This is a genomic window from Pseudarthrobacter sp. TE3704 (genome assembly GCF_056279405.1).
The window spans coordinates 816418-841443 of record NZ_JBWCCJ010000001.1 but is presented as its reverse complement, the minus strand read 5'-3'; the positions used below and the strand labels follow the sequence as shown (position 1 = coordinate 841443).

Annotated in this window: 25 protein-coding genes; 8 read left to right on the top strand and 17 right to left on the bottom strand. The window is 67.8% G+C overall.

Annotated features, from left to right (window positions below):
• Window positions 1-88: 88 nt before the first annotated feature.
• Both ACZ9BC_RS03945 and ACZ9BC_RS03940 read right to left on the bottom strand, forming a co-directional pair.
• Window positions 89-838, bottom strand: a complete 750-nt coding sequence (locus tag ACZ9BC_RS03945; protein ID WP_476244818.1) for a 3-hydroxybutyrate dehydrogenase — start codon at window positions 836-838, stop codon at window positions 89-91.
• A gap of 52 nt (window positions 839-890) precedes the next feature.
• Window positions 891-2273, bottom strand: a complete 1383-nt coding sequence (locus ACZ9BC_RS03940) for an MFS transporter (protein WP_476244817.1) — start codon at window positions 2271-2273, stop codon at window positions 891-893.
• A 128-nt stretch (window positions 2274-2401) separates the two neighbouring features.
• On the opposite strand from ACZ9BC_RS03940, the gene ACZ9BC_RS03935 reads away from it, so the two are divergent.
• Complete coding sequence (locus tag ACZ9BC_RS03935; protein WP_476244816.1) at window positions 2402-3319, top strand: LysR family transcriptional regulator; 918 nt, start codon at window positions 2402-2404, stop codon at window positions 3317-3319.
• Window positions 3320-3347: 28 nt separating this feature from the next.
• On the opposite strand, the gene ACZ9BC_RS03930 is transcribed toward ACZ9BC_RS03935, so the two are convergent.
• From ACZ9BC_RS03930 to ACZ9BC_RS03880, 11 genes are all read right to left on the bottom strand, one after another.
• Window positions 3348-4268 (bottom strand): spermidine synthase, encoded by a 921-nt coding sequence (locus ACZ9BC_RS03930; protein WP_476244815.1) that lies wholly within the window; start codon window positions 4266-4268, stop codon window positions 3348-3350.
• 32 nt (window positions 4269-4300) lie between these two features.
• Window positions 4301-5842 (bottom strand): D-glycero-beta-D-manno-heptose 1-phosphate adenylyltransferase, encoded by a 1542-nt coding sequence (rfaE2, locus tag ACZ9BC_RS03925; RefSeq protein WP_476244814.1) that lies wholly within the window; start codon window positions 5840-5842, stop codon window positions 4301-4303.
• Window positions 5839-7335, bottom strand: a complete 1497-nt coding sequence (locus ACZ9BC_RS03920) for an aldehyde dehydrogenase family protein (protein WP_476244813.1) — start codon at window positions 7333-7335, stop codon at window positions 5839-5841. The genes rfaE2 and ACZ9BC_RS03920 overlap by 4 nt, the downstream gene beginning before the upstream one ends.
• Before the next feature lie 41 nt (window positions 7336-7376).
• Entirely contained in the window at window positions 7377-8078 is a 702-nt protein-coding gene (locus ACZ9BC_RS03915; protein WP_476244812.1) for an SDR family oxidoreductase, read from the bottom strand.
• Window positions 8079-8126: 48 nt separating this feature from the next.
• Complete coding sequence (locus ACZ9BC_RS03910; RefSeq protein WP_476244811.1) at window positions 8127-9599, bottom strand: PfkB family carbohydrate kinase; 1473 nt, start codon at window positions 9597-9599, stop codon at window positions 8127-8129.
• Window positions 9596-10354 carry a D-sedoheptulose-7-phosphate isomerase gene (locus ACZ9BC_RS03905; RefSeq protein WP_476244810.1) on the bottom strand — a complete coding sequence of 253 codons (759 nt, stop codon included), beginning with the start codon at window positions 10352-10354 and terminating at the stop codon, window positions 9596-9598. Before ACZ9BC_RS03905 ends, ACZ9BC_RS03910 begins: the two co-directional genes overlap by 4 nt.
• Window positions 10351-11604 (bottom strand): glycosyltransferase, encoded by a 1254-nt coding sequence (locus tag ACZ9BC_RS03900; protein WP_476244809.1) that lies wholly within the window; start codon window positions 11602-11604, stop codon window positions 10351-10353. Before ACZ9BC_RS03900 ends, ACZ9BC_RS03905 begins: the two co-directional genes overlap by 4 nt.
• Window positions 11601-12635, bottom strand: coding sequence for a glycosyltransferase (locus ACZ9BC_RS03895; RefSeq protein WP_476244808.1), 1035 nt, complete (start codon window positions 12633-12635; stop codon window positions 11601-11603). Before ACZ9BC_RS03895 ends, ACZ9BC_RS03900 begins: the two co-directional genes overlap by 4 nt.
• Window positions 12632-13720: a glycosyltransferase family 9 protein gene (locus tag ACZ9BC_RS03890; protein ID WP_275730744.1), complete on the bottom strand. Its 1089-nt coding sequence runs from the start codon at window positions 13718-13720 to the stop codon at window positions 12632-12634. Before ACZ9BC_RS03890 ends, ACZ9BC_RS03895 begins: the two co-directional genes overlap by 4 nt.
• Complete coding sequence (locus tag ACZ9BC_RS03885; RefSeq protein ID WP_476244807.1) at window positions 13720-14256, bottom strand: D-glycero-alpha-D-manno-heptose-1,7-bisphosphate 7-phosphatase; 537 nt, start codon at window positions 14254-14256, stop codon at window positions 13720-13722. Before ACZ9BC_RS03885 ends, ACZ9BC_RS03890 begins: the two co-directional genes overlap by 1 nt.
• A gap of 200 nt (window positions 14257-14456) precedes the next feature.
• Window positions 14457-15419, bottom strand: coding sequence for a sigma-70 family RNA polymerase sigma factor (locus tag ACZ9BC_RS03880; RefSeq protein WP_476244806.1), 963 nt, complete (start codon window positions 15417-15419; stop codon window positions 14457-14459).
• A gap of 145 nt (window positions 15420-15564) precedes the next feature.
• Between ACZ9BC_RS03880 and ACZ9BC_RS03875 the strand changes: the two genes are divergently transcribed.
• Window positions 15565-16605, top strand: coding sequence for an NAD-dependent epimerase/dehydratase family protein (locus ACZ9BC_RS03875; RefSeq protein ID WP_476244805.1), 1041 nt, complete (start codon window positions 15565-15567; stop codon window positions 16603-16605).
• A 48-nt stretch (window positions 16606-16653) separates the two neighbouring features.
• Here the strand turns inward: ACZ9BC_RS03875 and ACZ9BC_RS03870 are convergent, their stop codons facing one another.
• Complete coding sequence (locus tag ACZ9BC_RS03870; protein WP_476244804.1) at window positions 16654-17298, bottom strand: hypothetical protein; 645 nt, start codon at window positions 17296-17298, stop codon at window positions 16654-16656.
• Between the two features lie 184 nt (window positions 17299-17482).
• Here ACZ9BC_RS03870 and ACZ9BC_RS03865 point away from each other — a divergent pair, with 184 nt between their 5' ends.
• The 6 genes from ACZ9BC_RS03865 to ACZ9BC_RS03840 all read left to right on the top strand — a co-directional run bounded on the left by ACZ9BC_RS03865 (window position 17483) and on the right by ACZ9BC_RS03840 (window position 21770).
• The gene (locus ACZ9BC_RS03865; protein ID WP_476244803.1) at window positions 17483-18466 is read left to right on the top strand and encodes a hypothetical protein; all 984 of its coding nucleotides are present in this window, start codon (window positions 17483-17485) and stop codon (window positions 18464-18466) included.
• Window positions 18466-18897 carry a phage holin family protein gene (locus ACZ9BC_RS03860; RefSeq protein WP_476244802.1) on the top strand — a complete coding sequence of 144 codons (432 nt, stop codon included), beginning with the start codon at window positions 18466-18468 and terminating at the stop codon, window positions 18895-18897. Before ACZ9BC_RS03865 ends, ACZ9BC_RS03860 begins: the two co-directional genes overlap by 1 nt.
• Window positions 18894-19556 carry a DUF3618 domain-containing protein gene (locus ACZ9BC_RS03855; protein WP_476244801.1) on the top strand — a complete coding sequence of 221 codons (663 nt, stop codon included), beginning with the start codon at window positions 18894-18896 and terminating at the stop codon, window positions 19554-19556. The genes ACZ9BC_RS03860 and ACZ9BC_RS03855 overlap by 4 nt, the downstream gene beginning before the upstream one ends.
• 109 nt (window positions 19557-19665) lie before the next feature.
• On the top strand, window positions 19666-20865 hold the full coding sequence (locus ACZ9BC_RS03850) for a YihY/virulence factor BrkB family protein (RefSeq protein WP_476244800.1): 1200 nt from the start codon (window positions 19666-19668) through the stop codon (window positions 20863-20865).
• A 331-nt stretch (window positions 20866-21196) separates the two neighbouring features.
• A complete protein-coding gene (locus tag ACZ9BC_RS03845) occupies window positions 21197-21454 on the top strand; it encodes a hypothetical protein (RefSeq protein ID WP_476244799.1) in 258 nt (85 codons plus the stop codon).
• Between the two features lie 139 nt (window positions 21455-21593).
• On the top strand, window positions 21594-21770 hold the full coding sequence (locus ACZ9BC_RS03840; RefSeq protein WP_476244798.1) for a CsbD family protein: 177 nt from the start codon (window positions 21594-21596) through the stop codon (window positions 21768-21770).
• Between the two features lie 69 nt (window positions 21771-21839).
• On the opposite strand, the gene ACZ9BC_RS03835 is transcribed toward ACZ9BC_RS03840, so the two are convergent.
• The 3 genes from ACZ9BC_RS03835 to ACZ9BC_RS03825 are packed head-to-tail and all read right to left on the bottom strand — an operon-like array spanning window position 21840 to window position 24975.
• Window positions 21840-22589 (bottom strand): glycosyltransferase family 2 protein, encoded by a 750-nt coding sequence (locus ACZ9BC_RS03835; RefSeq protein WP_476244797.1) that lies wholly within the window; start codon window positions 22587-22589, stop codon window positions 21840-21842.
• 2 nt (window positions 22590-22591) lie between these two features.
• Window positions 22592-23971 carry a PIG-L family deacetylase gene (locus ACZ9BC_RS03830; RefSeq protein ID WP_476244796.1) on the bottom strand — a complete coding sequence of 460 codons (1380 nt, stop codon included), beginning with the start codon at window positions 23969-23971 and terminating at the stop codon, window positions 22592-22594.
• Window positions 23965-24975: a hypothetical protein gene (locus ACZ9BC_RS03825; protein WP_476244841.1), complete on the bottom strand. Its 1011-nt coding sequence runs from the start codon at window positions 24973-24975 to the stop codon at window positions 23965-23967. Before ACZ9BC_RS03825 ends, ACZ9BC_RS03830 begins: the two co-directional genes overlap by 7 nt.
• Window positions 24976-25026: the final 51 nt, after the last annotated feature.

Sequence of the window (25026 nt, the reverse complement as noted above, 5' to 3'; positions counted from 1 at the left end):
ATCAACCCAAACCCATAGCCCAAGCCAGAGCTCCGGTGAGGCGAGGGCATACTTTCTCCCATCACGGAGCGACAGCGACGCGGGATCGCTAGCGGGCAGACCAGCCGCCGTCCATGGTGTAGCTGGCGCCGGTGACCATGCCGGCATGGCCGGATGCCAGCCATCCCACCAGGGAGGCCACCTCTTCAGGCTCCACCAGGCGCTTGATGGCGGACTCGGTGAGCATCACTTTGGCCAGGACTTCAGACTCGGGGATGCCGTGCACCTGGGCCTGGTCCGCAAGCTGCTTCTCCACCAGTGGGGTGCGGACGTAGCCGGGATTGATGCAGTTGGACGTCACGCCGTGCTCCCCGCCCTCCAATGCCGTCACCTTGCTCAGGCCCTCAAGGCCGTGCTTCGCGGAAACATAGGCACTCTTGAACGGCGAGGCCCGGATGCCGTGCACGGATGACACGTTGATGATGCGGCCGAAGTTGTTGGCGTACATGTGCGGCAGCGCTGCCCGGATCAGCAGGAACGGTGCCTCCAGCATCAGGGTGAGGATCCGCCGGAAATGGGCGGGATCGAACTCCTCGATGGGGCTGACGCGCTGGATCCCGGCGTTGTTCACCAAAATGTCGCAATCCAGGCTCAGGGTGGCGAGCGGGTCCACGTCCAGCAGATCCACCACCCAGGCCGTGCCGCCCACCTCATCGGCGAGGGCCGCGGCCCCGGCGGAGTCGACGTCGGCCACCACCACCTTTGCCCCGCGGGAGGCGAGTTCCCGCACGCAGGCGGCGCCGATGCCGCTGGCCCCGCCTGTGACCAGTGCCTTCCGGCCGTTCAAATCGTGTTCCATCACTGTTCCCATCGTATGCATAGTCAACTGGCTGTCCAACGGCTCAAGCAGCTCAGCGCCGGGCCGCCGGGAGCAGTCCCTCGCGGGCGGCGTCGGCCTTGTCCACGTCCTCCAGGGCAATGCCCTTGGTCTCCCTCAGGCTCAGTACGGCAATGGAGGTGACGACGCAGGCAACCACCAGGTACAGGGCGGTGGGCACCCAGGAACCGGTGTCCTTCAGCCACTGCGTGGCCAGCAGCGGGGCGAGCGAGCCGGCGAAAATGGACGTCACCTGGGAACCGAGGGACACACCGGAGTACCGCATCCGGGTGGGGAACAGCTCCGCCATGATGGCGGGCTGGCCCGCATACATAAAGGCATGCAGGCACAAGCCGATGGTGACGGCGGCGACAATGATCACAGCGTTGCGGGTATCGAACATGGGGAACGCGAAGAACGGCCAGGCGGCACCGGAGATGGCACCGATCAGGTACACGGGCTTGCGCCCCAGCGTGTCCACGAGCCGTCCCACCTGCGGGATGACCAGGAAGTGGATGACGTGGGCGATCAGCAGTGCCAGCAGGAGCGAGGACGTGTCGTACTGGTGCACGCTCTTGAGGTAGACGATCGAGAAGCTCACCACGAGGTAGTACATGATGTTCTCGGCGAAGCGCAGGCCCATGGCCTGCAGGATGCCCTTGGGGTACTTGCGGACAACTTCAAACACGCCGTAGCTGACGGCCTGTTCCTTCTCCACCAGGGCCTTGGCCTCGAGGAAGATGGGGGCCTCGGTGACGTGGGTCCGGATGTAGTAGCCAACAAACACGATCACCGCGGACAGCCAGAACGCCACGCGCCAGCCCCAGCCCAGGAATGCCTCGGGGCTCAGGGTGGAGGACATGATGAACAGCACCAGCGTGGCAAGGAGGTTGCCGACGGGTACTGCCGCCTGCGGCCAGCTGGACCAGAAGCCGCGGGACTTGTTGGGGCTGTGTTCGGCAACCAGCAGCACCGCACCGCCCCATTCGCCGCCCAGCGCGAAGCCCTGGATGAAGCGCAGCGCCACCAGCAGCGTGGGCGCCAGGTAGCCGATCTCGGCGAAACCGGGGAGGCAGCCCATCAGGAACGTTGCCACGCCCACAATGACGATGGTCAGCTGCAGCGTGGGCTTGCGGCCCAGCTTGTCGCCGATCTGGCCGAACACGATGCCGCCGAGCGGACGTGCCACGAATCCGACGGCGTAGGTGATGAAGGCCTGGATGATGCCGTCCAGCTCGTTGCCGGTAGCCGGGAAGAAGTACTTGCCGAAGACCAGGGTGGCCGCGGTGGCGTAGAGGAAGAATTCGTACCACTCCACCACCGTGCCCACCATGGAAGCGGCGACGATCTTCTTCAGCCCCGACCCTTTGGCTGCGGACCCGGCATTGTTGCCTGCCGGGCGTTGCTCTACGCTCACTGTTTCTCCTCAGTGTCCACACTGACACGTGCCGTGATCCACGGCACTGATAACTATCCTGAGTATTGCTGCACAAACTTGCGGCTTCAATGACCAAAGCGGCACCAACTGTGTGCAGAATTGCAGATATGAACGCCAACCCGGATGACCTGCTGGTCCTGCTCGCCGTCTCCCGCTCCGCCAAATTCACGACGGCGGCACAGGCTTTGGGCCTCAACCACACCACCGTTTCCCGCCGGATCGCCGCGCTGGAGAAGGCGCTGGGCGGACGGGTCCTGGCCCGCGCAACGGGCGGCTGGGAACTGACGGAATTGGGCGAACAGGCCGTGCGTGTTGCCGAGCAGGTGGAGGCGGTGCTGGGCACGCTGGGATCTGGAGGCAAGGCACCCGACCCCATTGCCGGCGTCGTGCGCATGACGGCGACGGACGGCTTCAGCGCCTATATCGCCGCCCCGGCGGTTGCCCGGTTGCGGCGGGAGCACCCCGGACTGAGCGTGGAAGTGGTGACCATGACCCGGCGGGCGCTGCAGCAGCGTTCCGGGCTGGACATCGAGGTGGTGGTGGGCGAGCCGCAGGTGCACCGCGCTGAGGCCGTCCGGCTGGGCGACTACATGCTGGGCATGTATGCCTCGCGGGCCTACCTGGCAGAACACGGAACCCCGGCAACGGTGGCCGAACTGAATGAGCATTCGCTGGTCTACTTCGTGGACTCGATGCTGCAGGTGGACGACCTCGATGCGCCGCGGCGGCTGGTGCCGGCCATGCGGGACGGGCTGACGTCCACCAACGTCTTTGTGCATGTGGAGGCAACCCGTGCCGGTGCTGGTATTGGCTTCCTGCCCTGCTTTATGGGCGACCTCCACGATGACCTGGTCCGGCTGCTGCCAACCGAGATCGCCGAACTGCTCCCCTACTGGATGGTGCTCCGGCCGGATTCACTGCGGCGGCCGGCCGTCGCGGCGGTGGTGCAGGCGCTGCGGGAACAGATGGCAGCCCACCACGAAGCGCTTATCGGGAGGGGCAAAACCTCATCGAGTGCTCCGTAACGGCCTTTTTGGGGCTCGAAAACGGCGTTTATGGAGCAATCGATGGTGCCGGAGGATCGTGGCGGACCGGGGACCCGGCGGCGAAGGCGCGAACCTGGGCGTCGTTCCACAGGTGCGCGGGAACGGCACCGCCGAGGAGCCGGCGGGCAAGCTGGGGGTCGTCCCCGAAGGGAACGTCGCTGCCGGCCATCACCATATTTCCGTAGCGCCGGCCCTTCAGCATGGCGGGGTCCGCGATGATCACGGTGTGTTCGAAAGCGGCCGCGATGGTGGCGGCGTCCTCCCGGGCGTTCTTCAGGTCCGGCGCATCGCCGGAGTTCACCACATAGAGCCCGCCCGGTGCCAGGACCCGCCGCACATGCCGGTTGAATTCCGCGGTGGTCAGGGAGCGCGGGGTCAAGGCGCCGGCGAAGACGTCCCGGATGATGAAGTCCCGGGTGTCCGCCGTGAGGGACTCCGTCACCTCACGTGCCTCCCCCACCCGCAGGCGCAGCAGGGGCGCCTTGGGCAGGTCGAACCAGCCTCGCACGTATTCCGCGAGCTTCCCGTCCAGCTCCACCACCACCTGCCGCGCGTCCGGGTAGGCGGCGGCAAAGTAGCGGGCCAGGGAGCAGGCGCCGCCGCCCAGGTGCAGGCCACGCAGCCGCGCGGGCCCGGCAGGAGAAGCGGACGACGGCGGCCAGCGCGACTCTATGAGCGCCGCCATCCAGCGCATGTACTCGAAGTCCAGGAACAGCGGGTCCGCGAGGTCGATGTGCGAGCTCATGACGCCGTTGATCTTCAGGAGCCAGCCGGTGGAATTGTCCTGGTCCGTGATCAGCTCGCAGTCACCGGTGTCGATGTAATAGACGCCCTCCACGGGACCGTCCGGCCTGGTTCCCTTCGGCACGTCCACGACTCCCGCCGTCGAACGGCCGCCCCGGCCTCCTGACCTTCCGCGTTTCGCCATTACCCGTGTCCCGCTTCAGTCATGCTTCAACCCTAGTTGGTAGGCACCGCTCCTTCGCCTTCGCGGATGCGCTTCACCACGGCCGTGGTGGAACGTTCCGCCACGTAGTCCAGGATGGCCACCCGGCCGCCGTACTCCTCCACCGCCGGGGTCTCCGCCAGCATCTCCGGGGTGTAGTCCCCGCCCTTGGCGTACACCTCGGGCCGGAGCTGCTTGATCAGCGGCGCGGCGGTGGGTGTATCGAAGACCGTTACGTAGTCCACGCAGCTGAGTGCGGCCACCACGGCTGCCCGGTCGGCAACACCGTTGATGGGCCGGCCTGCACCCTTGAGCCGGCGGACGGAATCGTCGCTGTTGAGGGCCACCACCAGGATGTCACCCAACTGCTTGGCCTGGTTGAGGTAGCGGGTGTGGCCGCTGTGCAGTACGTCGAAGCAGCCGTTGGTGAGCACGATCTGCTGGCCCTGTGCCCTGTGCACCGCGAGCTGGCGTTCCAGTTCGTCCGCACCCAGCGCCGTGTCCGCGAATGCCCGCAAATAGCGGCTGAGCTGTTCCGTGCTGCAAACCGAAGTGCCCGGCTGGTGCACCACAACGTCCGCTGCGGACTGCGCCAGGTCCAGGCTGGCCGTGAGCGGCAGGCCGGCCGAGCGGGCCAGCGTGAGTGCCGCCACGAACGTGTCCCCTGCGCCGGATGCCTGCTTCTCGGCTGCCGGGCGTGCCCACGTCCGGTGCCGCACGCCGTCGGGGGTCAGGAGCACAGTACCGTCGCGGTCCAGCGTGACCACCACGGCCCGGGCCCCGGTGGCCGCCAGCAGCGCGTCCGCCTGCCCGCCCACGGCGTCCACCCGTTCCTGGCCGTCGGGGAGCCGGCGGTCCAGCAGCCGGGCAGTTTCCTGCGCGTTGGGGGTGACCAGGTCCGGATGCAGCGGTGCCCAGGGGCGCGGGTCGTGCGCATCGACCACCACCATCTGCCGGCGCGTTTCCCGGTCCCCCTGCTCCGCCGCGGCGAGCGCCTCCACCAGTCCGGCACGCACCGGGTCTGCCAGCACTCCGGTGCCGTAGTCGCACACGAGCACGGCGTCCTGGCGTTCGACGGCGGCACGCACCGAGGCGGCGAGCGCGGCCAGCGCATCGGCCGGGACGGTCTTGGCTGAGTCGTCGAGGCGGAGCATTACCTGTCCGCCGCTGCTGATCCGGATCTTGGTGGTGGTCACCATCTCCGGGTGGGAGTGCAGGTGCCGGACGTCGATGCCGGCGGCCACCAGTTGGTTCTTCAGGTCCACCCCGGCGTCGTCCGTTCCGATGATTCCGGCCACGGAAACCCGGGCGCCCAGGGCGGCCAGGTTCATGGCGGTGTTGGCGGCGCCGCCGGGCGCGGAGTCGCGGGCCTGGAGGTCCACCACCGGGGCCGGGGCCTCCCGGCACAGCCGCTCGATGCGGCCGCTCCACCAGCCGTCCAGCATCACGTCGCCGATCACCAGGATGCGCGGTTCTTCAGCCGCGAGCCGTCCGGGCAGCCACTCGGACAGGGCCCGCTGGGTGGAGAGGTCCACGGCGTCGGGAGAGATGCTCATGGCTGGTCCTGCCCTTCAGGGGCCCGTTTTTCAGCGGCTCGTTCTTCAGCGGCTCGTTCTTCCGTTGCCGGTCCGGCGGGACGCATGGCACCGGCGGGCGGCGCGGCGATGTGCACCACCTTGACCTGGCTGAACTCATCCAGCAGTTCGGGACCGTAGCCGAACCCGTGGCCGCTCTCGCCGCGCGGCTGGGCGGCGCCGCCGGGTGCGCCGCCGAACACTTCGTTGACCTTGACCGTTCCTACGGGCAGGGACGCCACAGCCTGCTGGATATGGGCAATGTTGCCGCTCAGGACTGTGGCGGCGAGGCCGTACTTGCCGCTGCACGCCAGGCGCAGGCCGTCGTCGAACGTTTCGACCACCTGCACCGGGGCGACGGGACCGAACGTCTCCTCCGTCATCACCTGCATCCCTTCCGTGCAGCCGAGCAGCACCGTGGCCGGGTAGAAGGAGCCCGGCCCGCTGGGCAGGACACCACCCTCCACTGCCCGCGCGCCCTGGTTGATGGCGGCCGTGACGTGGGCGTGCACCTCGTCCCGCATGCGCAGGTCCACCAGCGGTGCCACCGTGCCGTTGCTGTTCCGCAGCGCGGCTTCGGCTTCAAGGGCGGCGCAGAATTCGGCGGCGATGTCCTGGTGGACGTAGATCCGTTCCACGGAGGTGCAGATCTGCCCGCTGTTGCTGAAGGCGCCGATGGCAGCCTGTTCAGCTGCCCAGGCCGGATCCACGTCGCGGTCCACCAGCAGGGGATCGTTGCCGCCGTTTTCCCGGATGACGTGGGCACCGGTCAGCGCACCAGCCCTGGCAATCCGGGCACCGGAAGCACTGGAACCGACGTGCGCCAGCACATCCACGTCCGCCTCGGACAGAACGGCACCAACGTCCGCTCCGCCGGAAACGGTCAGGAAAACGCCAGGCGGGAAGGCCGGCGCCAGGACTTCACCGAGTGCTTCACCCAACCGCGGGCACCGCTCGCTGGGTTTGTGGATGACGGTGTTGCCTGTGGCCAGTGCCGCGCCAATCAGGCCGCAGGCCACCGCAACCGGATCATTCCACGGAGTCAGGAGGACGGCCACGCCCCGCGGTTCGGCCACCGTGTAGTCGGAGGCAAGCCGGTTGCCCCGGAGGCTGCGGCCGCGGTGGACCGGGCCCAGTTCAGCGTACTGCTCAAGGGTGGAAACAGCGGCGGCGATCCCGGCCAGTGCTTCCCCGACCGGACGGCCCGTCTCGCTGGCGTTGAGCCCCGCCAGTTCCTGCGCTGCTGTCTCGAGCGCCTTCGCCGCTTTGCGGAGCGCGGCGCCCCGCTCGGCCGGTGCGGTGGCGGCCCACTCACCGGCGGCGCGGCGGGCCACCTCCACGGCATGGTGCACCGCACCGGGTTCTGCTTCCGGTACGGTCCACAGCTCCTCGCCGGTACGCGGGTCCCGGATGGTGATGCCGGAGCCTTCTGCTGGGTCCGGTCTTGTGGTCACTTCGGTGGCGGTTGTAGGCATGGTTTTCCTCCCGACGATTCCGTTCTAGTCCGTTTGCGGGTTTAGGGCCAGGAGCCCTCTTCCTCGTGGCAGATCAGCATCTCGCGGACCTCGCACCCGGTGGGCTGCCGCAGCGCGAACAGAATGGCCTGTGCCACATTGCCGGGGTCGTTGAGGCGGGAATCGTCCTGCGGCTTGTACTGCTCGGTGCGGTCGTCAAAGAAGCGCGTTTTCATGCCGCCGGGGATCATGGTGGTGACGCCGATTTCGCCGCCGGTCTCCGCGGCGAGCGCGTGGCTGAAGCCCACCACACCGAACTTCGAGGCGCAGTACGCCGTTGCGTCGGCCACCGCCCGCTTGCCCAGCGTGGAGGCTACGGTAACCACCCGGCCATGGCTGGTCTTGAGGTAGGGCAGGGCGGCGCGCACCACGGACACGGTGCCCATCAGGTTCACCCCGATGACCTTTTCCCATTCTGTGGCTTCGACGTCGGCGAGCTTGCCGCAGCGGTCGATGCCGGCCGCGGTCACCACCGCGTCCAGGCCACCCATGGTTTCGGCCGCTTCCCGCACCGCCTTTTCCACGGCGAGGCGGTCGGCAACGTCCACTTCGAAGGCCTTCACGGCAGACACGCTGCTGATGTCGCGGTCCAGCACCACCGGAGTGCCGCCCGCCTGCAGGACGGCGTCGACGACGGCGGCGCCCAGTCCCGAGGCACCTCCCGTCACGAGGACGCGGCCGGGTGTTGTGGAATCTGCAGTCATGGTGTTCCTTTCGATGGGGAATACAAGTCGATCGGGATGGGAAAAAGGTCAGCTCACCTTGGCGAGCGCGTCGGCCAGTCCGGTGGTGGACCGTGCCGGGTGGTAGGGGACAGTGAGGCAGCGGCCGCCCCAGCTTTCCACGAGTTCCGTTTCGGGGAGCCGGGCGCCCTTGTAGTCGCCGCCCTTGACCCAGATGTCCGGGCGCAGCCGCTCCAGGGCGGCTTCCGGGGTGTCTTCGTCGAAAACCAGCACCGCGTCCACGCATTCCATGGCGAGCAGCAGTTCGGCCCTGTCGTGCTGGCCGATGATGGGGCGTTCGGGGCCCTTGAGCCGCCGCACCGAATCATCCGAGTTCAGGCAGACGATCAGGCAGTCCCCCAGCTCGCGGGCCGCGGTGAGGGACCGGACGTGCCCGGCGTGCAGCAGGTCGAAGCATCCGCCGGTGGCCACCACCGTGCCGCCGCTCTGCCGGACCGAACGGGCAAGCAGCAGCGGTTCCGTGGAGCGGCGCCCGGCTGCCGCCGGGGATTCGTTGTTCCGGCCGGCAGGTTCTGTGGTGCGGTCCGGGAGTGCCGAGACGCCGCCCGCGGCAAGGAAATCCGCTGCCTCGTGGACTGCCAGTTCGGCGGCTTCCTGGAGGGAACGGCCGGCCAGGAGGTGCACGGCCAGCCCGGCCGCCAGGCGGTCGCCGGCTCCGCACGGATCGCCCGCCTCCACGCGCGGGGCTGGAACGGGGTGCGGTGTTGCATTGTTGTCCCGCAGGAGGACTGCGCCCTGTTCGCCCTTGGTGACCAGGACTGCCTTGCTGCGCCAGTGGTCCAACAGGATCCTGCCGGCCCCGACGGCCTGGTCCTGCGGCGTCTGGGACTGCGGCGTCTGCTCCTTATGCGTTTCGGACTGGTGCGCTTCGGGCTGGTGCGTTTCGGTCCCCGCATCCTTCGGGGCCCGGGACTGGGCGGCCTTGACGGCTTCGGACAGGTTCGGCGTAACCACGGCGACGCCGGGGACGGGGTCCGGCCCGGCGGGGTGCGGGTCCCAGATGATGGGTACCTCATCGGCAAGCCGGGCCAGGAGATCCCGCAGCCGGGGGTTGGCCGCTACTCCCCGGCCGTAATCGGCGATGATAATCACGCCGGCTTCTTCCACGGCACGGAGCATGGCGGGAGTGACCTCGGGAACCGGCGTCTTTTCGCATCCTTGGTCAAAGCGGACCACTGGATGGGATCCGGCCCTGACCCTGGTTTTGACCGGCGAGGGGTAGCCGCTGGGCCCTGCCACCAGGCGCACTCCGGCGAGATGTTCCTGGAGCTGCCGCCCGGCGTCGTCGTCGCCCAGCACCGTTACCAGCGTGACGGGCCAGCCGTCCTCAGCCAGCATCCGGGCCACCAGGCCGGCGCCCCCTGCCCGACGCCGAACGTCCGAGACATCCACCACCGGCACCGGGGCATCCGGGCTGAGCCGGGTAGCCTCCCCGGAGAGGTCCACATCCAGCATGACGTCGCCCACCACCACGATCCTCATGGCCGGCCACCTCCCTGGGGCAGTCCGGTTGCCGGCAGCCCGGCTTGAGGCATTCCCGATTTCGGAACTCCGGCTGGAACGGCGGGACTGCGGCGGCCTACCTCCAGGTCGAAGGCCCGGCACAGCGCGTGCAGCGCGATCAGGTGCCCCTCCTGGGCATTGGCGTTGAGGGCGTCGATCATCACGGCCTCATCGCAGGCGTCGGCCAACGGGTTGGGCCCCGCGCCGGTCAGTGCCCAGGTGGTCACGTTAAGGCGGGACGCCACCTCGGCAGCGCGCAGCAGGTTGGGGCTCTTGCCGCTGGTGGACAGCAGCATCAGCACGTCCCCGGACCGGGCGTGCGCCCGCACCTGCCGGGCAAAGACGTCGTCGTAGCCGTAATCGTTGGCGATTGCGGTCACGGCCGATGACTCGGCGTGCAGGGAGATCGCGGAGAACGGGACGCGCTCGCCGTCGAACCGGCCCACCAGTTCGGCGGTGAGGTGCTGCGCCTCGGCAGCTGAACCGCCGTTGCCGGCGGCGAGGAGCCGCTGCCCGCGGAGCAGGCGCTGGGCCAGTTCCACGCCCCAGGCGGCGAGCCTGCCGGACTGGCTGCGCAGGGAATCCAGCGCCGGAAGCACGTTGTCCAGGTGGATGCGGACGGCGTCGGTGCTGGCCGGGTCCACGAACGCGGCACCAGGCATCGCAGCGGGCAGGGCAGGCGGAGTGGCCAGGACCCGCAGGTCGGCTTCCTTCAGGGACCATTCAGCAGTCACAGCACTGCTCCTTCCATGGGAACCACGCCGGCCGGGGCCTCCGCCACTGCCAGCTGGTAGGCCTTTTCGGTTTCGGCGGCCACCCGGTCCCAGGAATAACGGGTCCGTGCACGTTGCTGGCCGGCATTGCCGAGCTCCGCGCGCAGGGACGGGTTCCCAAGCAGCAGGGTCAGTGCCGACGCGATGGCTTCCGGGTCGCGCGGCGGCACGTGCAGACCGGTGGCGTGGTCCACCACCGTGTCCCGGAGGCCACCGACCGCGGCGGCCACCACGGGAACACCGCAGGCCATGGCCTCGAGCGGGACAATGCCGAAGGGCTCGTACCAGGGGGCGCACACCACGGCATCGGCGCTGCGGAAGATCCCCGGCATCTCGCCCCGGGAAACCTGGCCCTGCAGGGACACCTGGTCCGAGACTCCCAGCTCGGCGGCCAGGTCCAGCAGGCGCCGGACCTCCGGGTCGGCGTGCAGCGCACCGGAGTCCCCGCCGCCGCCCACAATCAGCAGCTCGACGTCATCGAACCCCGCCCCACGCAGGTACGGCAGGGCGCGGATCACCAGGTCGACGCCTTTCCGCGGCACCAGCCGGCCCACGGAAAGGATGCGGTGGCGGCGTTTCCTGGCGGCAATGGGGCCGTCCGCGGAGAAGAAACCGAGGTCCACGCCGCAGGGCGCGATGGAAACCTTGCCGGTAGTGATGCCCATGGCTTTGAGCTCAAAGACCTCGTCCGAGCAGGTGGCAATGATCCGGTCCGCGGAGCGGCCCACACCCGGTTCCAGCCAGCGGCGCTCCTGCGGGCTGGTGTCCTCGGCGCCCTGGTGCCGCCGCTTGACGGTGCCCAGGGCGTGGAAGGTCTGGATGACCGGGACGCGGTAGCCGGCGTCGGGCCGCCTTGCAGCGTCCAGTGCAGCCAACCCGGACATCCAGAAGTGGCCGTGCACCACATCCGGCGGCCGCTGGCCCCAGTCCCGGGCCACGCCGTCCGCGAGCTCGCCCATGTACGGCAGCAGCTCATCCTTGGGAACATGGCAGGCAGGGCCTGCATCGACGTGGACCACGTCGAACTGGTGCCCCACCCGAACCCGGGAGGGAAGCCCCGTCGCGTCCCTGCGGGTATACACGGTGACGTGGTGGCCCCGCTTGGCAAGCGCCTCGGAGAGCGCGGCAACATGGACGTTCTGCCCCCCGGCATCCACCCCGCCCAGCGCCGCCAGCGGACTGGCGTGCTCGGAAATCATGGCGATTTTCATGGTGTCTTCCTCTCTCGCGCCGGGACAAGGATCCGCTCGTCCCGGTGCTCGTTGACGGAGTGCCGGGGCAGGCTGCGCAGGTCCGCCAGGAGCTCATCCCAGCGGTCCTGGAACTTGCCCAGGCCGTAACGTTCCAGTGCCGCCTCACGCGCGGCAACGCCCCGCCGTCGGGCTTCATCCGGATTGGCGATCAGCCGCTGCGCACAGCGGAGCAGCTCATCAACATCGGCGGAAACGGCGCCGGCCTCCGGCGGCACCGCCCGCGGCGCTTCGGTGGTGGCCAGGGCCACCACCGGCATTCCCAGGTGCATGGCTTCCAGGAGGGACAGGCCCAGGGAAGTCCAGCGCATCGGGTGTACGTAGACGCGGCAGCGCGCCAGTTCGCGGTGCAGTTCCTGCGTCCGCAGGTCTCCCCGCGCCGTCAGGCGGGTCTCCGCGATCCCGGTGGCGGCGGCAAGCCCGTCCGTCTTCATGCCGAAGACCTGCAGCGGGGCCACCGAGGCGAATGCCGGCAGCAGGTCGGTGCCCGTGACGCGGCCGCGGCGTACCGGTTCGTTGACCACAACCCCCAGCTCCGCCAGCTCACCAGTGTAAAGCTGCCCGGGGTCCGGGATGCCATGTTCGATGACCGTGCTGGACGCGGAACCGTTGTCCCAGGCCAGCCTGTTGAAGTGGGTCACGTGGACGATCGGAATGTTGTGCTGGTCCGCGAGCGGGTGGGTGGTGAACGGAAAGTCGCCCTTCGGCGTGTTGTGCTCCACGTACACCGCCGGGAGGTCCAGCCCGGGGGTGCGGCCGAGTATCCGGATGACCTCCCCGATCTCCTCGGGGCGTTGGAGGACGACGGCGTCAACAGCGTCCGCGTCGAGCGTCGCCAGGTCCACCTCCCGCACGGATGCCGGCCAGTCCCTGCCGGCACGGCCAAGTCCCCAGGCACCGCCTTCCGGCAGGACTGGAAGCAGGTACTCATGACGGCCGCGGACGAAGGCGTCCGTCCAGGAACCGTGGACATGCCAGAGCAGGATTTTCATCTGTTGCGGGCCTTTCTACGGGTGCTGACGTGGGTGCTGAAGGAGCTCACTCCGCCCATCAGCCGTTCCACGGCTGCCACCACTTCCTCAGGGGATACGGAGTCAAGGCAGGGGTGGCCCGGGACGGGGCATACGCGGGCACGGGTCATCCGGCAGGGCGCGTTCTGGTCGCCAAGGAGCTCCAGGGGCACCCCGTAGGGTGCCCAGCGGATGGCCGGCACCACGGGTGAAAAGAGGCAGACGACGGGGGTTCCCACGGCCGCGGCAAGGTGCGCGGGGCCGGTGTTCCCGGTGACCACGGCCTCAGCCCCCGCCATAACACCGGCCATCGTCTGAAGGTCAGTGCGCCCGCCAAGGTCCAGGGCCGAAGGGCCGGCAACGGTTGCGGTGAGGGAGGTTTCATTCGGTCCGCCGGTCACCACCACCCGGTGGCCCGAACCCTGGAGGAGTTCGACGGCGGCCGCGTGGTGCAGCGGCGGCCAGGCCCTGGCCGGGACGGCAGCCCCGGGATGGACCACCACGTAGGGTTCGTGTCCCACCAGGTCCCGGACGTCGGGGACGGATGCCACCCGGAGCTTGCCGTCGTCGCCCGCCGGCAGCCGAAACCCGGCGGCCTCGGCGATGCCCAGGGCACGTTCCGCCTCGGGCTGGTCTTCCGGAAAGTCCTCCCCCGGCTTCAGCCGGACGTCCAGCAGGGATCCCGCGTAGTCGGTGGACGCCCCGGTGATCCGTTGAACGCCGGCCAGCCGGAGCAAAAGTGCCAGCGGCAGCGGGGACTGGTGGAAGGACGTCAGGATGACCGCTTCGGTGATCCTGGAATTGCGGACGTATTCGATGAGCCTGTCGGCGTGCGGGCCGGTCATCTTCGGCGCAGGATTCATGATCCAGGGGCTGTCCCAGCTGTAGACCTCCGCCACCCCGGGCAGCAGGCCAGCGGCGGCCTCACCTTGCCTGCCGCACAGCATCACCACGTGGTTGGCACCGCTGCCGTCCGGGATCCGGCCGTTCGCCACGGCCCGCACAGCAGGCCCGGCCAGGAGCACATCGCCCATGCTGTCCAGGCGCGCCACCAGGACGCGGCCCATCAGGGCGCCTCCCGCAGCAGCCCGACGGCGGCCGCCAGGTCCGGTGCGACCAGCCGCGCTGCGGCCACCTCCTCAGCCCGGGTCACCGGGGTGGGAACCAGCACGCCTGTTGCTCCGGCGGCTTCAGCAGCGCCGACGTCCGCCCCGATGTCGCCGATCAGTGCTGCCTCCGATTCCCGGATGCCGAGTTTCCTGCAGGCACTGTGGACCATGCCGGGTGCCGGCTTGCGGCAGGTACAGCCGTCCTGCTCGGAGTGCGGGCACACTTCCCACACATCAAAGGGTCCCAGGAGTTCTTCCACCCTGGCGTTGACCCCTGCCACGTCGGCTTCGGTGATCAGGCCACGCGCAATACCCGACTGGTTGCTGATGACGCCGGTCGCTATGCCTTCTGCCCGGAGGCCGTCCAGCACGGCTTTGGCGCCCGGCATCGGCCTGACCAACGCGGGGTCCCCGTTATAGGGCACATCGACCACCAGGGTCCCGTCCCGGTCGAACAGGACAGCCCGGAGCTTGGAGGTTACGGAGCTTCCCATATCCACACTGTTCCCCACTGCTCCTGCTCCTAAACAGGGCCGGACGCTTTTCTCGGCTTTCGGGCAGAGAAGTTCCAAGCCGCTGAACAGGCAAGATAGGAATTACGGGACTGTTGCTGCTCCTTCAGGGCCGCCGCGGCGGTGTCACCAGGGATGGTTTCGGGGGCCGGTTTAGCGTGCGGAATGCGGCTGGACAGCCGCTACCTGGTCCTTGCCCTGGCACCGATCCGGCGCGCCGGAACGTCACCTGCTGCGCCGGCATTCACACTCCGGACAGGCCGGCAGGAGCCTACAGGGCCGGGGGCACGGCCAGCGCCGGCACTGAGCCGCGCTTCTGCGCCGCCACTCTGGTCACCGGCAGTTCCACCAAGCCGCGAGCTGCTCTCAAGCCGCCGCTGGAGTTCCACCAGCACACGGGCCAGCCTCCGTGAAACCTGCATCTGCGACATGCCCAGCCGCTTTCCCAGTTGCACCTGGGTCTCCTCGCAGAAGTAGCGGCGATAGAGCAGTTCCCTGTCCTCCGCGGCCAGGTCCTGCATGGCGTCGCGCAGGCATGCCAGTTCTTCCAGCCGTTCGAGCGGAGTATCCGGACACGCCAGCAACTCCCCGATGGACGGCGCGTCCGAGTGCGGGTTGACGGCGTCCAGCGAGTCCGGGTGCATGCTGCTGGATGCCGAGATCGCCTCCTGGACTTCCGCCGGGTCCGTCCCGAGCTCCCCGGCCAATTCCTCCACGCTGGGGTTCCTTCCCAGCGCCTGGGTCAGCTCCGGCTCGGCGCGGAACATGCGGGTTCTCAGGTCCTGGATGTGCCGTGGAGGACGGACCACCCACGTGCGGTCGCGCAGGTATCTCTTCAGCTCACCGGTAATGGTGGGGGCTGCATAGGCAGGAAAGCTCTCACCTTTGGACTGGTCAAAGCCGCGGGCTGCCTTGACCAGTCCCAGATAGGCCACCTGGTTAAGGTCTGCGCGTTCACGGCCGCGGGCTTCGAACCGCGCGGCAAGGGCTTCCGCGAGGTCCAGGTAGCCCAGGACAAGGTCGTTCTCGAAGGCCTGCCGCAACCGTCCCGATGAGGCGGTCGAAGCATTCCGGTGCGGAGGTTCTGGTTGTTGTTGGCGGACTGGCGTAACATCCACGGCAAGTGCGGCAAGAGAGTCGGGCATTGTCGTTGGTACCTCCGGTCTGGTTCCGAAAGCCTGCGGCAAGACTTAGCAGTAGGAAATCATAAGCCTGCTTATAAAACAATCCTTCCTGGCTATAGGCTCGGCATGTCAGCGGAAATACCCACCCCGCCAAGGAGTATTTTTCATGCGCATCGCCATTACCGGAGCCAGCGGAAATGCAGGAACCGCACTTCTCCGCAACCTTCAGGGCCAGCTGGCCAAAAAGCCCGGGAGCCTGCAGCTGACCGGGATCAGCCGCAGGCTCCCCGACACCTCCCGCGAACCCTACGCGGGCGTTGAGTGGCACACCCTGGATATCGGCGTGGATGCTGACCGGCCACTGCTGGAGTCGGCGCTGGCCGGAGTGGATGCCGTGGTGCACCTGGCCTGGCAGATCCAGCCCAACCGGGACCTGGAGCAGCTGTACCGGACCAACGTCAACGGCACCAGGCGCGTTCTGGAAGCGGCCAGGACCGCGGGCGTCAAGCAGATCGTCTGCGCTTCCTCCGTGGGCGCCTACAGCAAAGCCCCCAAGGACCGGCGCGTCGACGAGTCGTGGCCGGCAGCGGGCATGGCCGGCTCCCATTACAGTCGGCACAAGGCGGAGCAGGAAGAGATCCTGGACCGTTTTGCGGAAGCAGAGCCGGGCATTGCTGTGGCCAGGCTCCGCCCGGGCCTCATCTTCCAAAGCCAGGCAGGGAGTGAGATCGGCAGGTACTTCCTGGGCCGGGTCATTCCCCGACTCCTGCCCGGAAAGCTCAGGGTTCCGCTGCTGCCGGCCCCGGACAACCTGATCTTCCAGGCGGTCCATGCCGACGACGTGGCGGAGGCCTACTGGAGGGCCATCGACCAGCGCGCGTCGGGAGCCTTCAACATTGCCGCCGAACCCGTCCTGACACCCCAGGAACTCGCCCGGATCGTGGGCGCGCGAAGGATCCTCCCCGTCCCCATGGGACTGCTCCATGCGGTTGTGGACATCTCGTGGAGGTTGCGGCTGCAGCCCACGGACTCCGGATGGGTCGAGATGGCGGCAGGGGCTCCCATCATGGACACAAGCCGGGCCCGCCGCATCCTGGGATGGGAAGCGAAAACCTCATCCGTCGATGCCGTCAAGGAAGTCCTTGAGGGCATGGGAAAGGGGAAGGGTGTCAGCCCTTCCCCCCTCCTCAAGCCGCGCCGGCCCTGACGGCCTCAGCGGCGGCGGGCCGGCCCTATGAAAGCCTGATACCGGCGGCTAGATACCGTTTCGCGGGTTTTCCCTGTCCCTGCGGGCGGCTTCCTCCCGCGCAGCCTCGGCACGGGCAGCGTCGCTGCGGATCGGATTGCGCCCGTCAGTTTCTGCCGGGATCCCATCCTGGCGTGCAGCGTCGCCGCGGCGGGCTTCTTCGTCATCAATCCGCCCCCGGTCCGCGTGCAAGCCCTCGCCCCGGGCGCCGCCCATTCCACCAGCCGGACCGGCCGCTGCATCCCTGTCCACTGCTACGTCCCGGGCAGCGTCATCACGGGTGGCTGCACTCCTCCTGCTGCCATCCTTCTGGACATCGGGATCCACCTCGTCCGCCTTGCGGGTATGGCTGGCAACGTCAGCACGAAGCGACTGCGCTTCCCGGGCGGTCGACTCAGCTTCCTGCCGGAGCCGCGCAGCGTCCACCTGGGCCTGTTCCGCGTCAGCACGTGCACGGGTGGCCTTAGCCTCGCGCTCCCGGGCGTCCAGTTCCATTTTTTCGGCCTCGCGGCGAATTTCTGCTGCCTTTTCCCGGTGCGCTTCGTCGCGCTTTTGCTGCAACGCCTTCCGGCGCCTCCCGGTTAACAGCAGCAGCACAATCAGCACCACCACAACAATGGCGACAACCACCCAAACCCATGGAGCTGTTTCCAAATTACCCACCACTTTCCACTCGATGTGACCGTGCAGGCCTGCGCCATTCCGGCTGACTTCTGGAACCGTTATAACTCGCTTAGCAAGGGTACTTACCTTTTATTAGTAATCATGCTTATTATTTTACGGCCAGTATTGCTGGTTCTTGATCAACAACCGGCCTTCTTGGAAAGAGAGAGCGAAGATGACAGAGAACCAATGGCCCGAGGATCCCGCTTACACGGCTCCCCCGGCCTCTACGGGAATTCCGGGCGAGCGGACGGCCTCCACCTTTCCACCCGCCGCCACTCCTCAGACCGGAGTTACACAGACCGGGGTTACACAGACCGGGGACACCTCCGGGGCGTCCCGAAAGGATGCGGCGAAGGAAGAAGCAGCAGACGTAGCCCGCACCGCAAAAGGCTCCGCCCAGAATGTGGCGCAAACGGCCAAGGAAGAGGCGGCCAACGTCGCGTACGAGGCGAAGAACAGCGCAAAGGATCTCCTCAACCAGGCCAAGTCCGGGCTGAGCAGCCAGGCCGGCACCCAGCAGCAGAAGGCGGCCGAGGGCATTCGCACCATTTCCGGCCAGCTGCAGAGCATGGCTAACGCTCCGGAGCAGCAGGGCGTGGCCAGCGACCTCATCCGGCAGGCCGCGGAGCGCAGCGAGTCCATGGCTTCCTGGCTTGAGAACAGGCAGCCGGGCGACCTGCTCGGCGAGGTCCAGCGCTTCGCCCGCAACCGCCCCGGCACCTTCCTGCTCCTCGCAGCAGGCGCCGGCATCCTGGCCGGCCGCCTCACCCGCGGACTCACCGCAGGCGCCCCGGAGAGCTCCACCACCACGCCCCGCACAGCCGGGCTGGCAGGACAGTACTCCGGCACCCCCTATGGCGACCAGTACAGCGAATCCTACGTACCGGCCGGTGGCACCGTCCCGCCCCCGCCGGTCCAGCTCCCCGGCCCGGCCACTACCACGGCAGGGTACGACGGCGGCGCTCCCGGCAGCGGCTACGGTGAGACCGTGCGTCCGGCCAGTGGGCTGGACAGCCCGCAACTGGTGGAGGAACCGTGGTCGGGAAACCAGGTTGCCAATGATCCCTTGGGTGACCGGGATCTCGCCGACGAGCCGATGACCAATGATCCCCTGACCCGCGATCGCCGCGCAGGCGGCCAGTCAGGCGGGCTCTGATGAGTAGTCAGATTCCGGAGCCTCCGCCGACTGAGGCGCATCAGAAGGCGGAAAACGCGTCGCTGGGTGAGTTGCTGGGTGATGTAACCCGGGACCTGTCCACCCTGATGCGCCAGGAAGTGGAACTCGCCAAGGCCGAAGCCAAGCAGTCCGCCACCAAGGCAGGCAAGGGCGCCGGGATGCTCGCTGGCGCCGGCGTGGCCGGACACTTCGTCCTGGTCTTCCTGTCCCTGGCGCTGATGTTCGCCCTGGGCGCCCTGATGCCGCTGGGCTGGGCCGCCGTGATCGTCGCGGTGATCTGGGGCATCATCGCCGCGGTCCTGGCCTCGATCGGCCGCAAGGAACTCAAGCAGATCAAGGGCCTGCCCCAGACCGGCGAAACACTGTCCGAAATTCCCCCAACCCTAAAACCAGGTGAGGTAAACCGATGAGCGATAACCCGGACGCAATCCGCCAAGACATAGAAGCCACCCGCGCACGCCTGGGCACCAACGTAGACGCCGTCGCGGACAAGGTCACCCCGTCCAACATCGTCCACCGCCAGACCGACAAGGTCAAAGACGCCGTCAGCGGGGTTAAGGAGAAGATCATGGGAGCAGCAGACACCGCCACCACCCGGGTCCAGGACAGGGTCCACACCGGCACCGAACACACCGGCAACGCCCTGCACAGCACCGGCGACACCCTCCACGGAGCCAAGGACAACGCCGCGGCCAAACTCAGCGACGCCGGCACCGCGATCTCCCACGCACCGGACCAGGTCAAAGCCAAAACCCAGGGCAACCCCCTGGCCGCAGGCCTGATCGCGTTCGGCGCCGGGATGCTCGTCTCATCCCTGATCCCGGCCAGCCAAAAGGAACGCGAAGCGGCCGACCAGCTCAAGACCGCCGCGCAGCCCCTGGCCACCCAGGTCACCGACGCCGCCAAGGACATGGTCCAGGACCTCAAGGAACCGGCCCAGGAAGCCATGGAAAACGTCAAGGCCACCGCCACCGACGCAGCCCAGAACGTCAAAGCCGAAGGCCAGCACGCCGCCACCGACGTCAAAGACCGCGCCACCGACGCCAAAACCAACGTCCAGAACACCTGACCCGCCACTGGACGCGGCACCAAGAGGCACGAGCACCACCTGAGAGGCCGGCCCCGCCATCCGCGGAGCCGGCCTTTCAGTTTTCGCACCCTTATCGAGAGGACACCCCATGGCCACTCATGACGCATCCGAGACCAGCACCGCCAAGGCGGGCCAGGCCCCGGATCCAAATGACTCACGGAAACCGGACAGCCCCAGAGACCTGGACAAGCCGAACTGGAAGTACATTGCCAAGAAGACCCTGCGGGAATTCAACAAGGACCAGTGCCCCGACCTTGCCGCAGCCCTGACCTACTATGCGGTGCTGTCGCTGTTCCCGGCCATCCTGGCACTCGTTTCATTGATCGGGATTTTCGGGGATCCGCAAAAAACCACCGACGCCCTCCTGCAGATCGTGAGTGGTTTCGCTCCCGCCGAGACGGTCAACACGGTCAGCGGCACCGTCTCGGAACTGGCGAATGCGCCGGCCGCAGGCTTCACGCTGGTCATCGGCCTTGCCACCGCCCTCTGGTCCGCGTCGGGGTACGTAGGGGCTTTCGGCCGCGCCATGAACCGCGTCTATGAGGTGGATGAGGGCCGGGCGTTCATCAAGCTCCGCGGCACCATGCTCGCAGTCACACTGCTCGCCATTGTGATCATTGCCATCCTCGCTGGCATGCTGGTCCTCAGCGGCCCGGTCTCCGAAGCCGTGGGCGGGCTGATCGGCCTCAGCGGCGTGTTCCTCACGGTCTGGAACATCGCCAAATGGCCGGTGATGGTAGCCCTGATCATCGTCATCATCGCTGTCCTCTACTACGCCACTCCCAACGTCAAGCAGCCGAAGTTCAAGTGGATGAGCATGGGCTCCGGCATTGCCCTGTTCGTGTTCCTGCTCGCCTCGCTGGGCTTCGGGTTCTATGTCGGTAACTTCGGCAACTACAACAAGACCTACGGCGCACTGGGCGGCGTCATCGTCATGCTGCTGTGGCTCTGGATCCTGAACATGTCGCTGCTCTTCGGTGCAGAGTTCGACGCCGAGATGGAGCGCGGCCGCCAACTCCAGGCAGGTATCGAGGCCGAAGAGACCATCCAGCTGCCGCCGCGTGACACCAAGAAGAGCGAGAAGCTGCAGAAACAGGAAGAAGAGGACATCAAGCACGGCCGGGAACTGCGCGAGAAGTACAGCGCCGATGACGACCAGACTGACGATTCAGGCGGGGACCGGAGCCCAGGCCAGGAAACGCGGCCCCACCGCGACCGCGTCCGCGACAAGGTGCAGGACCGCACCACGCGCGACGACGACGACGGCCAGGGAAACGGCCGCCGTTAGGCACGCAGCCCAAAGGACTAGGCAGGACCTCCACAATGGGGGAAAATTGTTGTGGAGGTCCTGTTCAAGTTTCCCGGGTTGTCGGCAGCCCGGGGCAAGGCGGGGCCGGCGGTGAGATGGCCTCTTCTGAGACCGAGGCCAGTCCCCCCAGTCGCCGTCGGCCCCCTCGATCCGGCTAAACCGGCGGGGGTCCCGGCACATTTAGAGGGCACGACTGGACAAAATGATCCGTACTGCAATACTTTCATGATTACTCTGCTGGCCCTTTTGGTGCCGGCAGGGCCGCTGAAGCAGATACGGCGGCATCACGGTCGACCCTTAATGAGCGGACATGCCTGCTACCCACTTTGAAGATTTTCTTGCCGAAGCAGTTGTTCCGGACAGGGAGCCCGGCCTGGGCCTCGGACGCGACGAGCTTTATGGCCTGTACACCAGCTGGTGCCTGCTCCACAAGGCCCAGCTGCAACCTCCCGAAGCCCTCTGGGAAGCGTTGCAGGAGCAGGGCATCAACCCGGACAGCAATAACCTCTCGATGACCGGTCCTGCCGCGGCTGACTACATCGTTGCCAGCGCTCCTGACCTGGTCTGACATTCCCGCCCTGCCTTTGATGGCTTTTTGCAGGTCAGGCGCTTGCGCGCCTCTGTTGCAGCGTTGCGTGTCTGGCTAGCATAAAAGCATGACCGGTGGCGTTCTGATCCGCCGGTCACCAGCCGAAGGGAGAAATGCCATGGGTTTGGATGACAAGATCGAGAACGCCGCCGAGAAAATGGGCGGCAAGGCCAAGGAAGCCTCGGGCCGGGCTACGGATGACCCGGGGCTCGAGGCCGAAGGCAAGATGGACCAGAGCAAGGCCGACCTCAAGCAGGCCGGCGAGAAGGTCAAGGACGCCTTCAAGAAGGAATAGGTCCAGGCACAAGGGCTGCTGCGTTTACCGCGGCAGCCCTTTGTCATGCCACCCCTTTCGCGCGGGCTGTCAGCCCTCAAGCGCCGCAACCTGTTCCAGCGCAAGCGCCATCAGGTAGGCGGAGAATCCGTGCGGGGCACGCGACTGGGTCCTGCCCGATGTCACGACGCGGATGCTGTCTGTTGCCTTGACCCTGCATTCCAAACGACGCAGACGGGCCACGAGATCCCGGTCCTCGTGCACGGCCTTCCCCGGAAATCCACCCGCCCGCCGGTAAGCGGAGGCCCTGATGCCGAAGTTCGCACCATAAATATGCGGATGGTCCTCAATGAAAGGGTGCTTCGCCCGCCAGAGGCGGAGCAGTTCCGGATCCATGCCGGCCGGGTCCGGTTCCACGGAACCCAGCACTGCATCGGCGCCCACCGCGGCCAGCGCAACCTGGCCGGTAAGCCAGCCCTCCGGAACAACGGAATCGGCATCAGTGTTGGCCAACCAGAGCCGGTGTCCGGAAGCCGCGTCCATCCCACCCCCAAGGACATGCCGGATCCCCGCATTCCGGGTACGGCCTACGTTGCGGAAGTCCACGGTAAGGACCTGCATGCCGGGGTCCTGGCCGGCGGCGTGCATGGCTATCGCCGCAGAGTTGTCCGTGCAGGAATCCAGCACAACCACCGTTGAGACGCCCGTTTCCGGATGCAGGCGCCGAAGTGATGCTGCGGCCGCCTGCACTCCCGCCAGCGCCCTGGCCAGGAGGCGTTCCTCGTTGTGGACCGGTATCACCACCGCCACCCGGTCTACCGGCGCGAATGTTTCCGGCACGCTCAGGAGGCCACGGCCGCGACGGGAGCCGTCAGCGTCTCCAGGATGAAGTCGCGTTCCCGGTACAGGCCCGCGGTGGGCCACCCTAAACGGTTGCGGACCATCGTATGGACCGTCTCGCCGTCGAGCTCCCATCCCCGGATGGGGTGCCGCCAGTGGCAGAGCAGCAGGGTCCCGCCGGGCATCATGGACTCCTCGATGCGGTCCAGCAGCAGCCCAAGCTCGTCCCGGCCAAGGTAGTAGCCCACCTCGGAAACCACCACCAGGTCATAACTCCCGCCGGGCCAGGAGCCGGGAAGGGTCAGCTGCTGTGTGGTGACGCCCGGGAACGGTGCCAGGCGGGCGGCTGCCCGGTCCAGCGCGGTGCTGCTCGCGTCCACCGCAAGGAGGGCGCGGCAGCGGGGTGCCAGGGCGGCGGTCAGCATTCCGATGGAGCAGCCTACTTCAAGCCCGGACTCATAGCTTTCCCGGGGCAGTGCGGCCAGCGTCAGGGCGCGCTTTCTGCGCTCGTACCAGCTGCCCAGGTAATCCCAAGGATCTTCGGCCCCGGCGTGCACGGCGTCAAAGATGCGCTCGGCGTCGGCGCTGCGGTGCGGTGCGCCGGTGGTTTGCGCAGGGGGCGTCCACGCGAAGACCTCATAGCCGCGGGAAAAGTGCTTCAGGAATGCTCCGCTGAGCAGCACCTCGTCCCCGGCAGCCGGCGAGAGCGGGCGGACCTGCGTGGCGTGGGCATCCATGGCACGGGCTTTGGCCGCCAGGGCCGGAGGGTCCGGGTGGAACCGGACCCAGGCCTGCCACTCCGGGTTGTCCGGCGTTGCCCAGTGCCAGTACCACACGGGGTACTCGAGCAGGCCGTGGCCGCCCTGCCGGGCAACCTCTGCTGCCACCTGCCCCAGGACATCATGGTCGGCGTGGCCGTCCTGCCGGTAAGGTGCCACCAGCACCACTTGCCCCGGGTCACCCGGCAACCGGCGCACCGCCTCCCGGACGACGGAGGTGATGCCGGCAGCATGACCACCCAGTCCCCGGTCCTGATAGCCCAGGCAGCGCCACCGCCCTTCCAGCCCCAGGGCTGCGAGGCCGGCGGCGAATTCCTCCAATCGGGTCCCTGCGAGCTGGTCCGGGGTGACCGTGGGTGAGTCCGGATGGGAGCCTTCCCCCGCGGTGCACAGCAGGACTTCGACGTCGGCGCCCAGGGCGTGCACGTGGGCCAGCAGGCCCCCGGCGCCCAGGGTTTCGTCGTCGGGGTGGGCCGCCAGGACAAGGAACCGCATGGCTGCCAACTCCGGTGGGCCGAGTGGCAGTTCCGGGATGACAGGCAGGCCGCGGTCCACCCAGGCTGCCTCGTCCGTCCCGTCGTCGGTGTGGGAAAAGGTCACCACGCGGAGCCGCCGTCCAGCGTGAGCCTGCCCAGTTGGGCGTCGTCGCGCATGGCGTGGTGCTGCCGGACGTACAGGCCCAGGTCCGCCATCCGCTTGGCGTAGGTCTCGTCGAAGGCCAGCGGCGCCGGCCCGCGGTTGCTGGCCACCAGGTGCAGCACGCGTTCGACGGCGGCAGCCACCGTACCGCGCACCCGCAGCGCGTCGCTCCACCCCGGACCGCGGTCCCCGGCGGCTGTAAGTCCTGCGTCGATAGCCTCGGCCGTGCGCGCCAGGTACTGCAGGCATGCGCTCAGGGTGCGGTCGATTTCACCCAGGGCCACCAGCGCAACCTGGTCCGGTGTGCGGCCGGAGGCAGCCCCCTCCTGCAGGGAGTTCCGGTAGTCCCGGCCAACGCCGATGGCGCCGCCCAGCCAGCAGGCGGCGACTCCCATGCCGCCCCACGCGAAGCCCGGCCGGCTGAAGTACCAGTCCACGCCCGCCAGAGGCTGCGCCGGTACGTCGTCAAAGTGGACGGTGCCGCTGGGGATTTCCCGGAGCCCGCGGGCCACCCATTGCAGCTCGTCAAAGGTCACGCCGGCGTGGTGGAGGTCAACGGCGAAGGCCTGCCGGCCGCCGCCGGTGTGTGCAGTGATGACCGCATGGTCCAGGACCGGCGCCAGCGAACACCACGGTTTTGACCCGCTGAGAAACGCTCCCGAAGTGCCGCCGGATGCCTCGAGGCGCAGGCCCGGCCCCTCCGCGGCGTAGACTCCCCAGGCACCTCCCTCCAGGGCATGATCATGGCCCGCCTGGGCCAGGATTGCCAGTGCGTCCAGGTGCGGTTCAAAGATGCGGCCGGCGGCGACGTCGATGGCCGATACAGAGGCAAGGAGTTCCCAAAGGACCTGGGTGCTGCCTCCGCCGGGCTGCGGCCAGACCCGCCCCGCTTCCTTGGCCACTTCGAGTAAGGCCGGCACGTCGCCTGCGGCGGTTGCCACGGCCTTCAGCAGCGCTGCCGTTTCCAGCGGCTGCGCGTTTCCGGAGGACAGGCGGACAGGCTTAACCGGTTCCGCCTG

Excerpts from the sequence above, each read along its gene's own strand:
- ACZ9BC_RS03885 (WP_476244807.1), bottom strand. The coding sequence starts at position 14,256 with ATGGGAAGCTCCGTAACCTCCAAGCTCCGGGCTGTCCTGTTCGACCGG.
- ACZ9BC_RS03850 (WP_476244800.1), top strand. The coding sequence starts at position 19,666 with ATGGCCACTCATGACGCATCCGAGACCAGCACCGCCAAGGCGGGCCAG.
- ACZ9BC_RS03910 (WP_476244811.1), bottom strand. The coding sequence starts at position 9,599 with ATGAGGATCGTGGTGGTGGGCGACGTCATGCTGGATGTGGACCTCTCC.
- rfaE2 (WP_476244814.1), bottom strand. The coding sequence starts at position 5,842 with ATGAGCATCTCTCCCGACGCCGTGGACCTCTCCACCCAGCGGGCCCTG.
- ACZ9BC_RS03945 (WP_476244818.1), bottom strand. The coding sequence starts at position 838 with ATGGAACACGATTTGAACGGCCGGAAGGCACTGGTCACAGGCGGGGCC.
- ACZ9BC_RS03890 (WP_275730744.1), bottom strand. The coding sequence starts at position 13,720 with ATGGGCCGCGTCCTGGTGGCGCGCCTGGACAGCATGGGCGATGTGCTC.
- ACZ9BC_RS03845 (WP_476244799.1), top strand. The coding sequence starts at position 21,197 with ATGCCTGCTACCCACTTTGAAGATTTTCTTGCCGAAGCAGTTGTTCCG.
- ACZ9BC_RS03840 (WP_476244798.1), top strand. The coding sequence starts at position 21,594 with ATGGGTTTGGATGACAAGATCGAGAACGCCGCCGAGAAAATGGGCGGC.
- ACZ9BC_RS03860 (WP_476244802.1), top strand. The coding sequence starts at position 18,466 with ATGAGTAGTCAGATTCCGGAGCCTCCGCCGACTGAGGCGCATCAGAAG.
- ACZ9BC_RS03920 (WP_476244813.1), bottom strand. The coding sequence starts at position 7,335 with ATGCCTACAACCGCCACCGAAGTGACCACAAGACCGGACCCAGCAGAA.
- ACZ9BC_RS03915 (WP_476244812.1), bottom strand. The coding sequence starts at position 8,078 with ATGACTGCAGATTCCACAACACCCGGCCGCGTCCTCGTGACGGGAGGT.
- ACZ9BC_RS03900 (WP_476244809.1), bottom strand. The coding sequence starts at position 11,604 with ATGAAAATCGCCATGATTTCCGAGCACGCCAGTCCGCTGGCGGCGCTG.
- ACZ9BC_RS03935 (WP_476244816.1), top strand. The coding sequence starts at position 2,402 with ATGAACGCCAACCCGGATGACCTGCTGGTCCTGCTCGCCGTCTCCCGC.
- ACZ9BC_RS03895 (WP_476244808.1), bottom strand. The coding sequence starts at position 12,635 with ATGAAAATCCTGCTCTGGCATGTCCACGGTTCCTGGACGGACGCCTTC.
- ACZ9BC_RS03880 (WP_476244806.1), bottom strand. The coding sequence starts at position 15,419 with ATGCCCGACTCTCTTGCCGCACTTGCCGTGGATGTTACGCCAGTCCGC.
- ACZ9BC_RS03855 (WP_476244801.1), top strand. The coding sequence starts at position 18,894 with ATGAGCGATAACCCGGACGCAATCCGCCAAGACATAGAAGCCACCCGC.
- ACZ9BC_RS03875 (WP_476244805.1), top strand. The coding sequence starts at position 15,565 with ATGCGCATCGCCATTACCGGAGCCAGCGGAAATGCAGGAACCGCACTT.
- ACZ9BC_RS03865 (WP_476244803.1), top strand. The coding sequence starts at position 17,483 with ATGACAGAGAACCAATGGCCCGAGGATCCCGCTTACACGGCTCCCCCG.
- ACZ9BC_RS03930 (WP_476244815.1), bottom strand. The coding sequence starts at position 4,268 with ATGGCGAAACGCGGAAGGTCAGGAGGCCGGGGCGGCCGTTCGACGGCG.